The 14,023-nt window shown below is 65.0% G+C and carries 13 protein-coding genes; 8 read left to right on the top strand and 5 right to left on the bottom strand.

Annotation, left to right across the window (positions count from 1 at the left end):
* Positions 1–14: 14 nt before the first annotated feature.
* Positions 15–1,667 (bottom strand): M12 family metallo-peptidase, encoded by a 1,653-nt coding sequence (locus tag R3E77_15775; protein ID MEZ5500873.1) that lies wholly within the window; start codon positions 1,665–1,667, stop codon positions 15–17.
* Positions 1,668–1,775: 108 nt separating this feature from the next.
* On the opposite strand from R3E77_15775, the gene R3E77_15770 reads away from it, so the two are divergent.
* From R3E77_15770 to R3E77_15760, 3 genes are all read left to right on the top strand, one after another.
* Positions 1,776–3,179, top strand: coding sequence for an MFS transporter (locus R3E77_15770; GenBank protein ID MEZ5500872.1), 1,404 nt, complete (start codon positions 1,776–1,778; stop codon positions 3,177–3,179).
* Positions 3,180–3,272: 93 nt separating this feature from the next.
* Positions 3,273–3,611, top strand: coding sequence for a P-II family nitrogen regulator (locus R3E77_15765; protein MEZ5500871.1), 339 nt, complete (start codon positions 3,273–3,275; stop codon positions 3,609–3,611).
* Positions 3,608–4,585, top strand: a complete 978-nt coding sequence (locus R3E77_15760; protein ID MEZ5500870.1) for a quinone oxidoreductase — start codon at positions 3,608–3,610, stop codon at positions 4,583–4,585. Before R3E77_15765 ends, R3E77_15760 begins: the two co-directional genes overlap by 4 nt.
* Here R3E77_15760 and R3E77_15755 read toward each other — a convergent pair.
* Both R3E77_15755 and R3E77_15750 read right to left on the bottom strand, forming a co-directional pair.
* The gene (locus tag R3E77_15755) at positions 4,582–5,457 is read right to left on the bottom strand and encodes an AraC family transcriptional regulator (GenBank protein MEZ5500869.1); all 876 of its coding nucleotides are present in this window, start codon (positions 5,455–5,457) and stop codon (positions 4,582–4,584) included. The genes R3E77_15760 and R3E77_15755 overlap by 4 nt on opposite strands.
* 109 nt (positions 5,458–5,566) lie before the next feature.
* Positions 5,567–6,691 (bottom strand): zinc-dependent alcohol dehydrogenase family protein, encoded by a 1,125-nt coding sequence (locus R3E77_15750; protein ID MEZ5500868.1) that lies wholly within the window; start codon positions 6,689–6,691, stop codon positions 5,567–5,569.
* A 17-nt stretch (positions 6,692–6,708) separates the two neighbouring features.
* Between R3E77_15750 and R3E77_15745 the strand changes: the two genes are divergently transcribed.
* Positions 6,709–7,149 carry a thioesterase family protein gene (locus R3E77_15745; GenBank protein ID MEZ5500867.1) on the top strand — a complete coding sequence of 147 codons (441 nt, stop codon included), beginning with the start codon at positions 6,709–6,711 and terminating at the stop codon, positions 7,147–7,149.
* Here the strand turns inward: R3E77_15745 and R3E77_15740 are convergent.
* Both R3E77_15740 and ilvN read right to left on the bottom strand, forming a co-directional pair.
* Positions 7,130–8,002: a glycine zipper 2TM domain-containing protein gene (locus R3E77_15740; GenBank protein MEZ5500866.1), complete on the bottom strand. Its 873-nt coding sequence runs from the start codon at positions 8,000–8,002 to the stop codon at positions 7,130–7,132. The genes R3E77_15745 and R3E77_15740 overlap by 20 nt on opposite strands.
* 176 nt (positions 8,003–8,178) lie before the next feature.
* Entirely contained in the window at positions 8,179–8,694 is a 516-nt protein-coding gene (gene ilvN, locus R3E77_15735; protein ID MEZ5500865.1) for an acetolactate synthase small subunit, read from the bottom strand.
* Between the two features lie 140 nt (positions 8,695–8,834).
* On the opposite strand from ilvN, the gene ilvB reads away from it, so the two are divergent.
* The 4 genes from ilvB to R3E77_15715 all read left to right on the top strand — a co-directional run bounded on the left by ilvB (position 8,835) and on the right by R3E77_15715 (position 14,012).
* Positions 8,835–10,685: a biosynthetic-type acetolactate synthase large subunit gene (gene ilvB, locus R3E77_15730; GenBank protein ID MEZ5500864.1), complete on the top strand. Its 1,851-nt coding sequence runs from the start codon at positions 8,835–8,837 to the stop codon at positions 10,683–10,685.
* Positions 10,686–11,105, top strand: coding sequence for a VOC family protein (locus tag R3E77_15725; GenBank protein MEZ5500863.1), 420 nt, complete (start codon positions 10,686–10,688; stop codon positions 11,103–11,105). It begins immediately after the preceding gene.
* A 173-nt stretch (positions 11,106–11,278) separates the two neighbouring features.
* Complete coding sequence (locus R3E77_15720) at positions 11,279–12,550, top strand: EAL domain-containing protein (protein MEZ5500862.1); 1,272 nt, start codon at positions 11,279–11,281, stop codon at positions 12,548–12,550.
* A 124-nt stretch (positions 12,551–12,674) separates the two neighbouring features.
* Positions 12,675–14,012, top strand: a complete 1,338-nt coding sequence (locus tag R3E77_15715; protein MEZ5500861.1) for an MFS transporter — start codon at positions 12,675–12,677, stop codon at positions 14,010–14,012.
* Positions 14,013–14,023: the final 11 nt, after the last annotated feature.

The raw sequence follows: 14,023 nt of genomic DNA, 5'->3' as shown, positions 1-14,023 counted from the left end.
AGCCGGGGTGGCTGCTATTCGTGGAATATTCTAAGGTGAGTTCGACGGTGCCGCCACGATGCGGCCAATGCCACCATGCCGGCGAGCACGCTCAACAGATCCACCGTCCCGCCGCCACCGCCGCCACCGCCGCCCGAATTGCTGCCGCCGCTCGGCGGTGCCACGGCCGTGATCGACACATTGACCGAAATCGAATTGTTGCCGGCATTGCTGTCGCTGTCGGCGCTCGCCGTCGCGGTCAGGACATCGTTGCCCGTGGACTGCGCCGCAAGGGTCAACTGCAAGGATTGCGACGCTCCGGGCGCGAGCGTTGCCACAGAGCAGTCGGCCGTATTGCCACCGATCGTGCAGCTCGAGCCGGCCAAGGTGGCGCCATCCAGTCTCAGCAAGGCGGGCACATTCACGTGCACAGAGACATTGTTGCTGGCGAGGCTTCCCGTGGCGGTGACGGTCAGCGTATGGGTGAAATTGTTGCCGTTGGTCTGTTGCACGCTGGTCGCGTTGCTGGTGAGCGCGACGTCGGCATTCGCCGGTGTCACGAGGCAGGCAGCCGATGCGACGACGGGCTGAATCTGGGTGAGGCTGCATGAGGAGAACTGATCGCTGCCATTCAAACGCGGCGCCATCAGGAAAGTCTGCGGCGTGCTCTCGCAGGCACTGCCGGCCTCGCCATCGTGTGGCGCGCCGAAGACATGACCGATCTCGTGTGCGGCGATGAGCGCCGCGTTGGTCGTGCTGCGCCAGCCCTCGGACAGCCCGGCCGAGAAGCTGCTGCACAGACTGCCGACATAGGCGACGCCCACGGTATCACCGTCCAGATCGCGGCCGGTGAACAGATGCGTGAGCCCGCGCGCCCGCTCGGCCGGCGTGCCGTTGCGGTAGCTGCGCACCTGGTTCAGCAACGTGTCGGATGCATTGCTGGTGAAGGGATTGTTGCCGGTATTGAAGACGGTGAGCTGGTCGAGCTCGATGGCCACGCCCACCTGCGAGGAGAAGATGCCGTCGACGATGTTCAGTCGCGCCAGCACCTGGGCGTCGAGGTCGTTGCCGAAACGGTCGAATAATTCCGGGTCGGCGAGTGCGCCAAGTCGCAACGCCTGGCTCGCCGTGGCGTTGGCCGTGAGCGGCTGCAGTTCCTGCTGCAGTGCCTGCCAGGCATCGAGACCGGTCGCAGCCGCGGCAACCGGGGTCTGGGCACCGCAATGACCGGCCATGTCGATCAGCAGCGCATCGCGCAGCCGGTAGATCGATGCGCCCGCATTGCGCGCCGCCTTTCTGAGCGCGCTGCCGTCGACCATCAGGCGATCGAGCACGCTGTCCGGTTCGACGGCATAGACATCGCTGCCGTCGAATATGAGGCCCGCGAGACCCTGCGAGGTCTCGGTCAGGCGCACCCAGGACCCTGCCATGCCCGCAACTTCGCCGCGCCAGGCGGCGGCTGAACCTGGCAGACGGCTCAAAGACGCGTTGCGTCGCAGTTCGATATCGAAGCGCCGGCCATAGGCATCGAAAATCAATTGCCGGGGCGATGACGGGGTGCCGACGATCGGCGCCACGCGCTCGGCGTAAAGGACGCGAAATTCCAGCCGGTCCGCACGCGCATGCATTGCGACGAACGCGAGGAGGAGACCAGCGAGCGCTTGCCTGCAATGTGGTGTCTGGACCATGGGGGTCTGCCAAAACCTCGAGATCGACAGTTCACCTCATTTGTCGCCCGAGTGCGAGCTGTCGTCATTGGCAGTCGCTGCAGTTGTGCGCCCGATCACAGTTGGTTAATGTCAACTGAGATGCCACCACAGCTGAGATTTGCGCCGCGCTTCCTGGCGCTCGCGGCGCTCGCCTTCACTGCCGCGTTCTTCGTCGCACCGCTGTGGCGCAATGCCGTGCTCGCGGTGGCAATCGCAGCCCTGGTGCTGGCGCCCCTGCCGCGCGATTCGCGCGGCATCGTCTTCGCCGTCATGGTAGGGCTCGCGACCGGCATCGCCTCCGTTAACTTATTTGCGGTGAGCATATTCCAGGGTCCTGTCACCCGGGAGTTCGGCTGGTCGCAGCGCTCCTATGCGCTCGTATTGACGATCGGCACCATCGTGACCGTGCTCTCGTCGGTTGCGATCGGTCATCTGTTCGACCGCCATGGCGTGCGGCGATTCGCGATCATCAGCATCGTCCTGTTTGCGCTCGCACTGATGTCGCTCTATTTCCTTACCGGCAACCTGTGGCATTTCTACGCCGTGTTCGCGCTCGTGCCGATCATCGGTGCCGGCACATCTTCGATCGCCTATTCGCGGGTGATTGCGCGCTGGTTCGACAAGCGCCGCGGCCAGGCCTTCGGCGCAGCGCTTGCCGGCATTGGCATCGGCGGCGCGGTCATTTCCTCGCTCACTCAATTCCTGATCAACGAAGTCGGCTGGCGCAGCGCTTATGTCGGCCTCGGCGCCCTGTCCCTCGTCGTGACATTGCCGATCGTGCTCTGGCTCCTGCACGATACGCCGGATGCGCGCGGACTCGCGGTTGACGGTGAAGCCGCGCCGCAAACGACGCAGGTTACCGACCCGGGCAGGGCGCTCATCGGATTCACTGCCAGCCAGACATTGCAGCAGCGCCGCTTCTGGCTGATGCTCGCGGCCTTCGTCGCGCTCGCATTCGCAATCGGCGGTGTCATGCTGCAGCTCGTGCCCATTTTGCGGGCGCGCGGCATTACGGCAAACGAAGCCGCCGCTACCCAGGGCGCACTCGGCCTGTCGCTGATCGTCGGCCGCGCATTTGCCGGCATGCTGATGGATCGGCTGTTCGCGCCGCATGTCGCCGCCGCCATCCTGCTTTGCCCGATCGTTGGAGTCGGTCTGCTCGCCTCCGGCGCGACCGGCACATCAGCCCAGCTCGGCGCGGTGCTCCTTGGGCTTGCCGCCGGTGCCGAGCTCGACGTCGTGGCCTACCTCATCACCCGCTATTTCGGTACGCGAGCCTATGCCACGATCTACGGATGGATGTACGCCGGCTGGACGCTGGGTTCGGGCACAGCGCCGTATTTCACCGCTCTGGCATTCGATCGCAGCGGCTCGCATGGCGCCATCCTGTGGCTCTATGTGGCGCTGTTTGCGATATCCGCGTTGATGATTGCACGGCTGGGTCGCTACCCAGACCTCGCGCGACCAGCGCCCCTCGCGGCCACGCATTGAGCGTTCTGCAATCGCGTTGGCCCGTTCCGTGCCAGCGCCGTAAACTAGCCGCAGGGCGGCCGCCGTGACCGTCCCGCAAGTCGGGGTCTTCGCATGAAACTGATCACCGCCATCATCAAACCGTTCAAGCTCGACGATGTACGCGCGGCGCTCGCGGAAATCGGCGTCTCCGGCATGACCGTAACCGAAGTCAAGGGATTCGGCCGACAACGCGGTCACACGGAACTGTATCGCGGCGCCGAATACGTGGTCGATTTCGTACCCAAGACCCGTATCGAAGTGGCAGTACGCGAAGACGTCGCCGAACAGGTCGTCGACGCCGTGTTGAAAGCCGCCAAGACTGGCAAGGTCGGCGACGGCAAGATCTTCATCACCGACATCGAGCGCGTGCTTCGCATCCGCACCGGCGAGACCGACGAGTCGGCATTGTGAAGACTCGCGCCGTCGTGCTTCGCGCCACCGGCGCGGCGAGCCAGCTTGCGATCGATTGCATTGATCTTCCTGCGCCACAGCGCGGCGAAGTACGGATTCGCCATACCGCCATCGGACTCAATTTCATCGATATCTATCAACGTCGCGGACTCTATCCGCTGACGCTGCCCGCCGTGCTCGGCCACGAGGCCGCAGGTGTCGTGACGCAGTTGGGTCCGGGCGTCAGGAGTTTGCGTGTCGGTGACCGCATTGCCTACGTGCATGCAACGCCGGGCGCCTACTGCGATGAGCGTGTGCTACCGGCAAGCCAGGTGCTGCGTTTACCGCGTGCCGTTCGCGATCGCGACGCTGCTGCGATCATGCTGAAGGGACTCACGGCCTGGGTCCTGTTGCGCCGGCTGATTCGCCTCGAGCGCGGCGACTTCGTGCTCGTGCACGCGGCGGCAGGCGGCGTCGGGAGCCTCCTGTGTCAATGGGCACGCCACCTGGGTGCCCGGGTCATCGGCCTCGTCGGCGATGAGGGCAAGGTGGCCGCCGCAAGGCGCAATGGCTGCCGGCACGTGTTGCTGAGCCGCGATCAGGACTGGCCCGCGGCACTGCGCCAACTGACCGGTGGCCAGGGCGCGCGCGTCGTATACGACTCCGTCGGCAAGGATACTTTCATGGCATCGCTCGATTGCCTCGCGCCCCTTGGTCTGATGGTGAGCTATGGCAATGCTTCGGGACCGCCTCCCGCCATCTCGCCCCTCGAACTGATGCGCCGCGGTTCGATCATGCTGGCGCGGCCGTCGTTGTTTCACTTCATTGCGAAACCCACGGACCTCGCGCGCGGGGCACGCGAACTTTTCGCGCTGCTCGGCCGTCGCGAGCTGCGGGTGCGCGTCGGCCATCGCTACCCGCTGGCGCAGGTGACGCAAGCCCACGAGGATCTCGAGTCCCGTCGCACCACGGGTGCAAGCCTGCTCCTGCCCTAGGGGAGCTCCGCCGAGGTGGCGCGGGCGCGACCGCTCCCGGGGCGCAGGCCGACGCGACGCAGGGAGGTCGCGGTTCGTCCCTCGAACAGCCGGATATTGCGCGCGAGCGTTGAGCGACCGTCGAATCCCGCGCGCCGGGCGATCTCCGCGACCGAGAGGCTGGTCGTTGCGAGCATGCGCTTCGCCGCAAGCGCGCGCTTGCGGCGAAGGAACTCGTACGGCGTCTCGCCGTGCACCTGCCGGAAGAAGCGCGCAAAGTAATCGCGCGACAATTGCGCCTCGGCAGCGATAGTCGCGAGACTCAGCGATTCCTCGTAGCAACCGAGTATGTGATCGGTGGCGCGCTGGATCCGCCGCAACAGTTCATCGCCATTGCGAAGGCGCGTGAGGGGCAATGACCGCAGTGTCGCGCGCCGCGCCGCGACTTCGCGCGCCAATCGCTCGAACAGGAAATCGATCTGCTCGCCGTACCATTCGCCGGCACCGCTGCCGCTGCGCAGTTCACGCAGCAGGTAGCCCGCAATATGCGCGCTGGCACCCATGCGCAGGTGCAGTCCGCAGCAGGGTTCGAAACGCGCCGAATCAACCGGGTGCGCGACGACCAAGCAGCTGCTGCGCGCATTGCCGCGCGGGCTCCGCAGTGCCACCAGCCGAGGCGCCGCGCAGAGGGCGTAGCAGTCCTCGTCGAGACGCAGCACGCGATCGCCGAGACATACGAGTAGTGGTCCCCGCGTGGCCTCGATGTAAAGGGTACCGTTGCGTGGCAGGGCGCCGTGGCCGCCGCCGGCGGTGAGCAGCCACTCGCCGATGCGCAATAGTTGCGGCGCGGAATCTTCGGCGGCCCTGTGCAAGATCGGGGCTAGGCTTTCCATCGGCGCAAGTTATGCGCCCGCACTGGCATTGGCGCCACGATCGGTGGACCAAAGTCGCTCATGCGTGACCAACCGGCCCGGAATCGTGACGGATCGCCCGCCGCAGTGGCTACAGGACGACGACTTGCCGCAACATCTGGCCGCTTGCCAAGCGGTCGAACGCGCCGTTCAGGTCTTCGAGGCCGAGGGTTTCGCCCATCAGCGCATCGACGGGCAGGCGGCCTTGCCGGAACCAATCGACGTAGCGCGGCACATCGCGCGCAGGATCGCAGCTGCCGAGATAGCTGCCTTTCAAGGTGCGTTCCTCGGCGACCAGTGTCAGCGGCGACAGCGACAATCGGGCGTCGGGATGGTTGAGGCCGGCGGTTACCGTGGTGCCGCCGCGCCGCGTCGCACGCCACGCAAAATCCAGCGCCGCTACGGCGCCGGCCATCTCGAAGGCGAAATCCACACCGCCATCGGTCAGTTGCCGCAGCTGCTCGAGGGCCTCGCTCGCGCTGACATCGATGGTGGCCGTGGCGCCGAGCTTGCGCGCCAGATCGAGCTTGGGTCCCGCAAAATCGACCGCCAGCAGTTGGCGCGGATTGCGCAGGCGTGCGCCGAGCAATGCGGCGAGCCCGACGCCGCCCAGGCCGATGACGGCGACGCGCGCGCCCTCGGGCAATGCGGCGGTATTGATGACCGCACCGACTCCGGTGATGACGGCGCACCCGAACAGGGCGGCCTGTTCGAGTGGCAGATCCTTGTCGATGCGCACCAGTGACTCGCGCGCCAGAACGGCGTGGCTCGCGAAGGCGGAGACACCGAGATGATGATTGACGGGCTTGCCTGCTGCGTGCAGCCGCCTGTCACCGTGCAACAGCGTGCCCGCACTGTTGCTCGCGAACGCCGGCTCGCACAGCGCCGGACGGCCCGTGACACAGGGCGCACAGCTGCGACAGCTGGGGACGAAGACAGCCACCACGTGATCACCGACCGCCAGATCGTCGACACCCTGGCCGATTTCCAGGACCACGCCGGCCGCCTCATGACCGAGCAGCATCGGCACGGGCCGCGGGCGATTGCCGTCGATCACCGACAGGTCGGAATGACAAAGGCCCGCTGCGTGGAGGCGCACCAGCACTTCGTTGCGTCCTGGCGGATCGAGCTCGAGCTCGCCGATCTCAAGAGGTCGCGAGCGGGCATAGGGCTTTTCTGCGCCAATCGTGGTTAGAATGGCTCCGCGTATTTTCATGGCGCACACACTCGCAAATGTCAGATGATGAACTGAAGCCGGCCCAGCGTGCGGAATTTCCCGTCTTTCGCAGCCTGTCCAGCCGCTGGATGGACAATGACCATTACGGCCACATCAACAACGTCATCTACTACTCGTATTTCGACACCGCGGTCAATGGCTGGTTGATGGCGCAGTGCGCCCGCGACATACGCGAGCTGCCTGCAATCGGTTTGGTGGTGGAGACACGCTGCCGATATTTCGCACCGCTGTCGTTCCCGGATGCGATCGAAGTCGGTATCGCGCTCGAGCGTATCGGGCGCAGCAGCATCATTTATCGGCTAGGCGTATTTCGCGCTGGGGAAGCGGCCGCCGTCGCGGTCGGCCGCTTCGTACACGTGTACGTCGACCGCGCCAGCCGCGCGGCCACTGAAATCCCGCGCGAGATCCGTGCAGCGCTCAGCGCGCTGCAGGGATGACTTCGATCGGCGAGGTCAGCTCGACCGTAAGCACGGTGCCCGGCTCCAGGGTCACGTCGCCGCCGGTCTTCTTGGCGATGAGCGCGCCGGCCGCACCGCCCAGGATGCCGCCGATCACCTTGCCCTTGTCATCGTCGATCTGGTGACCGACAACGGCTCCGACCAGCACGCCGCCTGCGATCTTGGCGGCATCGCGGCCGGTTTCGCTCTTGCCCTGCTGGACCAGGCGGCCGTTCAGGGCGATGGTCTTGCCGTCGGTCAGCACCAGTTTGTCGAAGCTGATGCCGAGCGTTGGCACGCCACCGATCTTCTTGCTGCCGGACACCACTTCCGTCACCGAGCCCTGCACGATTTCGCCGGCGCGCAGTGCGGTCTTGCCGTCGACCAGTACGTCGCTCGCAAGCTTGCCCTCGATGCGATCGCCCACCGTGGAGGTCTTGGTCGACACGGCAGCCGTGACTTCAATGGGCAGCTGCGTCCCGACGGCGACGGTCACTGGTGCGGGCGGGGGCGGTGGAGCCGCCGGTGCACGTGGAGCCGCCGGCGCGGTTGCCGGCCGGGGCGCCTTGGCGACCGGCTTCGGCTTGTTGGCGGCTGCCTGTTGCGCGGCCAGTGCGGCTTCGCGTTCGGCCAGTTCGGCCTCCCGCGCAGCGATCTCGCTCTCGCGCGCTTCGAGTTCGGCGGACGCCTGGTCCTCCATGGGCGGTGTCGTTTCCGCTGGCGCCGGCGCCTCCGCAGGCGCTTCGGTGGGTACATCGGCTGCCGGGGCCGCAGAGTCCCTGGGGGACGGGCTGTTGTTGCCGCAGGCGGCGAGCAACAGGATGAAAGGTGCAATCAGCATTGGGCGGTTCATGCCCGATGAGCATACGGAGCGCATATGAACGTCCTCTTAACGCGCAACAAGCGACAGCGCGGCGCGATCCTAGCATGTGCCGGTGGCACAATCCGGGAACCGGCTCGAGGGCCTTATTGACATACTACTTAAACAATTATAGAGGCAAGTCTATTATTGTATCAATAGTAAATCAATCACCCCGGCTGGCGGCGCACGGCGCGCATCGGCCGGAGTTGGCGGGAGATCCCCAGCGCACCGCTGCGGGCGATTTCCAGGATTTCCGTCGGCCCCTTGGCGAGGTGCCGAACGAACTCGTTGACCTCCGCTTCGCTCGCCGTCAGTTCGACGATGAAGCCCTCGGGAGCCGGGTCGAGGACCCGTCCACCGGCGCGGACCACGAAGCCGCGGACAGCGTCGCTCGCCATCGGGTCCAGCCTGAGGCGCAGCAGGACCAGCTCCCGCTCCAGGTGATCGCCCTCGGTCATGTCGTTGACGGCAACCACGTCGACCAGCTTCATTAGCTGCGCGACGATCTGGCGGATGACCGCGTCGGGGCCGGTGGTCACCAGCGTAATGCGTGAGACAGTCGGATCGTTGGTCGGTGCGACAGACAATGATTCGATGTTGTAGCCGCGGGTCGAGAACAGCCCCGTCACCCGGCTGAGCGCGCCGGACTCGTTTTGCAGAACAATGCCGATGATATGCCGCATGGTGCCCAATCAGTTGCCATCGCGGCCAGCATAAACCATTGCCGCGGCGCTTCCGAGCGGCCCGCTTTGGCGCACAGGCAGCGAACTGCTAGGCTCTCCATTCCCGGCAATTGCCGGCAATCCGCCATCCTGTCGAGACCATGAACAAACCGTCCACTGCCGTAGAGAGCAGCAAACATCCGCAGGCCGGAGCGGCGATGAGCGGTGCCGAAATCATCGTGCAGGTCCTTGCGGACGAGGGCGTCGACACCGTTTTCGGCTACAGCGGCGGCGCGATCCTGCCTACCTATGACGCCGTCTTTCGTCACAACGCGGTGCCGCCGGGCGCACAGCCGCGCCCGCCCATGCGCATGATCGTGCCCGCCAACGAGCAGGGCGCGGCGTTCATGGCGGCGGGCTATGCGCGCGCCAGCGGGCGTGTGGGTGTCTGCCTCGTCACCTCCGGACCGGGCGCGACCAACACCGTCACGCCGGTACGCGATTGCATGGCCGATTCCATCCCCATCGTGGTGATCTGCGGCCAGGTGCCGACCGCTGCCATCGGCAGTGACGCGTTCCAGGAGGCACCCGTTGCGGCGCTGATGGGCGCCATCGCCAAGCATGTCTTCCTGGTCACCGATCCGGCGCGCCTCGAAGCGACCTTGCGCAGCGCGTTTGAGGTTGCGCGAACCGGCCGCCCCGGCCCCGTCGTGGTCGACATACCCAAGGACGTGCAGAACTGGCGCGGGATTTTCGCAGGCGGCGGGCAACTGCCCCTGCCGGGCTATCGGGCGCGCCTGCGTGAACTTGACCAGAACCACCTGACCGACAGCGCCGCACGCCAGCTCCTCGCCATGCTGCAGGAGTCCAGGCGGCCGCTCGTCTACGCGGGCGGTGGCGTCATCCAGGCCGGTGCCTGCGAGACCCTGCGCGAATTCGTCACCAGCTTCGATCTGCCGGTGGTAACCACATTGATGGGCATTGGTGCCATCGACACGACCCATCCTTTGTCGATGCGCATGCTCGGCATGCATGGCGCGGCCTTTGCCAATTACGCTGTCGAGGACTGCGACTTTCTGATCGCCATCGGCGCGCGCTTCGACGATCGGGTGGCCGGTGCACCCGCCCGCTTTGCACCGAATGCGCGGCGAATCGCTCATCTTGATATCGATCGGGCGGAAATCAACAAGGTCAAGGCAGTCGACTGGGCGCATGTCGGCGATCTCGCCCAGGCGCTCGGCATGCTGACCGCGAAAGGTCGCGAACTCGGCACACCGCGCAGCGATCCGGAATGGCTTGCGCATCTGGCGCAGTTGCGTCGTGACCATGCGATGAACTACGACCGCGACAGCACTTTGATCCAGCCCTATTACGTCATCGAGGAGATCAACCGGCTGACGGGCGGTGCGGCGATCATCACGACCGGCGTCGGCCAGCACCAGATGTGGGCCGCGCAATACTGCGATTTTCGCGGTCCGCGCCAGTGGTTGACCTCAGGCAGCATGGGCACCATGGGCTTCGGTCTGCCGGCGGCGATCGGCGCGCAATTCGCGGTGCCGGGCGGACTCGTCATCGATATCGATGGCGACGCGAGCGTGCGCATGAATCTCGGCGAGCTTGAAACCGTGACCACCTACGACCTTCCCATCAAGGTGCTGGTGCTGAACAATTTCGGCGACGGCATGGTGCGGCAGTGGCAAAAGCTCTATTTCGAAGGTCGCATGTCGGCCAGCGACAAATCGCTACACAAGAAGGATTTCGTTCGCGCGGCGGAGGCCGATGGTTTCGCTTTCGCGCGCCGCCTGGATCGCAAGGCAGACGTGCCGGCAACGATCGCCGAATTCGTCAACTTCCCGGGACCCGCCTTCCTCGAAGTGCTCATCGATCCCGATGCCGGCGTCTATCCGATGGTCGGGCCGGGTCAGAGCTACGACGAGATGGTCACCGGCGAGCACATCCGCTCGCGCACCGCCGTCGATATCAAGGCGCCCGGTCCGTCGGAGATGTTCTGAGTGAAATACCTGCACACGATGGTCCGGGTTCGCGACCTTGATGCCTCGTTGCGTTTCTATTGCACCGCTCTCGGACTCATCGAGCATTCGCGCCGTGATGTGTCGCAGGGACGATTCACGCTGGTGTTCCTGTGCGCGCCGGGCGATGAGCAGGCGCAAATCGAACTCACCTACAACTGGGACGACGAGGTCTATGGCGGTGGCCGCAATTTCGGACACGTCGCCTATGCAGTTGACGACATCTATGCGCACTGCCAGCGCCTCGCCGACCATGGTGTGAAGATCCTTCGGCCGCCGCGCGATGGCCGCATGGCTTTCGTTCGCTCCCCCGACGGCATTTCGATCGAACTGCTGCAGCGCGGCGAGGCATTGCCGAAAGCCGAGCCCTGGGCCTCCATGCCGAACGTCGGCGAGTGGTAGCGCCACCAGGGAATCCGTGATGCAGCCTGCGGTTTGTGCAGGTTTGTCCTCCTTTGGCGGTGTGGACATTGACCTTAATCACGTTTGTCCAGGCGCAACTGGTTGATGATTAAGCGGTAAATCGGGGAGCGGTTTATGTCAAACCGCGCCATGAATTGCTGCAAGCGGGGCCTATGGGCGAGGGCGAGCACTCGGAGAAGAATCTGACCGCGATCGGCCGTGAAGCCATCGCTGCGCTGCCGGATGTGCGCATCTATTCGTTGTCGCTGCATGATGACCAGGGCGACATCCTGTGGTTGAGCGAAGGCGCGATGGGGCCCGATGAGCACAGCGCAGTGCGCGCGGCCATGGAAGCATTCGCCGGTCAGAACGCGCCGGCCATGGTCGATTACGACCTCGGCGATGGTCGCTGCGCCGCGCTGGTGCGCGTCGCGGACAAGGCTGACGATTCCCTGGTTGGCCTCGTCATGTTCATCGTCGATACGCGCAATGTGCCGCGCATCGGTTCCACGGACAGGATCGCCCCGGAGCTCAAGGCGAGCGTGCGCAGTTTCGCGGGCGAGCTCGGCGTGCGTGCCACGCAGACGATGAAGATACCGGCCTTCGTCCTGCCCGAGAAAGAGAAAGCCAAGGCCGGCGCGCCAAGACCCGCGGGTCCGCCGGTGACACCGGCGCTCGATCGTTACTATGCCGCGTTGATGAAGGTGCCGTTTGCGCTGTACCTGCAGCGTTTGTTGCCGCTCACGGCAGGCAGTCGCATCCGCCGCTACGAAGTGCTGCTGCGCTCGAAATCGGAGCTCGCGCCCGATGTCGCGCCGCATGCGATGCTGCGCTCGGCGGTCGAAAAGGGCCTCGGCACGGTGATCGACCGGCGCGTGGTCGTCGATCTGATCACCTGGCTGCGTAACCACCCCGCATCGTGGCAGCAGCCGCTGCTCCTGTCTGTCAATCTGACGTCGACCGCGATCGCCGATGACAATTTCCTGCGCTTCGTGGCGATGTGCCTTGAGAAGTCGAAGTTGCCGAAAGGCATGCTCGCCTTCGAAATCGCGAGCGAGCAGGCGTACAAGCATCCGGAGCGCGTTGCGCATGTCGCGCGCACGCTGTCCGCCGCTGGCTGCCCCATCGTGATCGATGATTTCGAGATCCACGAAGGCAGTGACATCGTGCTCAATCTGCGCGGCGCGCGCATGATCAAGTTGAGCGCGAACCTCACCAGCCCCGAGTTTCGCAAGAGCAAGGCACAGCAGGCGATCATCGCCGGCATTGCCCAGATGGCGCGCGTCACCGGCATGCACACGGTGGCCAAGCGCGTGGAATCGCGCGAGGACCGCACCTGGCTCAAGGCGCTCGGCATCGACTTCGTGCAGGGCAATGCCTTCGGTACGCCGATTCCGCTCGAACAGCTGGCCGCCCCGGCTGCGCCGACGGCCCAGCAGGGCTGATTCCCCCCGCAACCAAAGCGCAATCACCGGCGCAGATTCCGCCGGCTGGTAACGCTGGCTTGGGGTAAGCTGCCAAGCGACCTGCCGCACCCAGAACAATGGCAGGCGCAGGGGGCATCGAAAGGTGACGGGCAGCACTCGCTGGCGCATGCATCTCGGATGGGCGATAGGCACGCTCGGCGCTTCGCTCGTGCTCAATTCGTTCTCCTTCCTTGCGCTCTATTACCTGACGACCGTCGTGGGCATGGCGGCGGCGCTCGCCGGCACGGTCATCCTGCTCGGCAAGATCTGGGATGTCATATTCAACCCGCTGATGGGCGTGATCAGCGACCGGATCCGCACGCCCATGGGTCGGCGGCGGCCTTATCTCCTGCTCGGCGCACTCGTATCCGGCGTTGCCGTGGCATTGTTGTTCACACTGGGCGTCGCACCGTGGCGCGACTCGATCGCCGCGACCGCACTGATCATTCTCCTGATAGGCACGGGCTACACGATCTTCAACGTGCCGTACATGGCCATGCCGGCCGAGATGGTCGATAACTACAACGAGCGCTCGGCCATGATGTCCTGGCGGGTCTTTTTCATCGGCATCGGCACGCTCGCCGGCGGCGCGGCGGGCAAGAAGCTGGTCGAGATGTTCGGCGGCGGCGAGCAGGGATTCGCAACGCTCGGCGTCCTGCTCGGTTGTGCAGTAGCCTTCTTCATGGGGCTCACCTTCTTTGCTACGCGCAAGGCGAGTTTTACCGAGCGCGGTGCGCTACGCATTGGTTTCGTGGAGCAGCTGCGCATGCTGGCCGGGAACAGGCCGTTCATGGCGCTGCTCGGTGTGAAGCTGACGCAATTGTTTGGCCTTGCGACCAATACCGCGGTCGCCCTGTTCATCATCCAGTTCGTGATGCATCGACCGAATGTCGGCACCTGGCTGCTGTACTACGGCCTCGCCTCGACCGCCGTGCAGATCATCAGTATTCCGTTCTGGCTGCGCACATCGGTGCGCTTTGAAAAGCGCAACACCTACCTCGTGGCGACGGTGATATTCGCACTTGCCTCACTGTCCTGGCTGCTGGCATCGCCCGCCGAACCGCTGTGGTTTTTCCTGCTGCGCGCAGTCGTCAAGGGCTTCAGCGCCGCGGGTCTCCTGTTGATGGGGCAGTCGATGTTGCCGGATACGATCGAGTTCGATTTCAGGCGCACCGGACTGCGCCGCGAAGGCGTGTTCTCGGGTCTCTACAGCATCGTCGAGAAATTTGCTTTCGCGATCGCACCGGCGATCCTGGGTTGGGTCCTTTCCTACTACGGTTTCGTATCCAAGGCGCCGCAACAGTCGGCGCTGGCTGTCGACGGCATACGATATGCGGCCGCCCTGTTGCCCGCGTTGTACTTCGGGCTCAGCATTCCGTTCCTGCTGAGCTACGGACTCGATGAGTCGAAGCTGAAGGGCACCGGGGCGGGGCGCGCATGAGGACGGAGGCC

Source organism: Steroidobacteraceae bacterium (assembly GCA_041395505.1).
Lineage (GTDB): Bacteria > Pseudomonadota > Gammaproteobacteria > Steroidobacterales > Steroidobacteraceae > JAWLAG01.
Note: the sequence above shows the minus strand (reverse complement) of the source record. Positions and strands in the feature narration are given on the sequence as shown.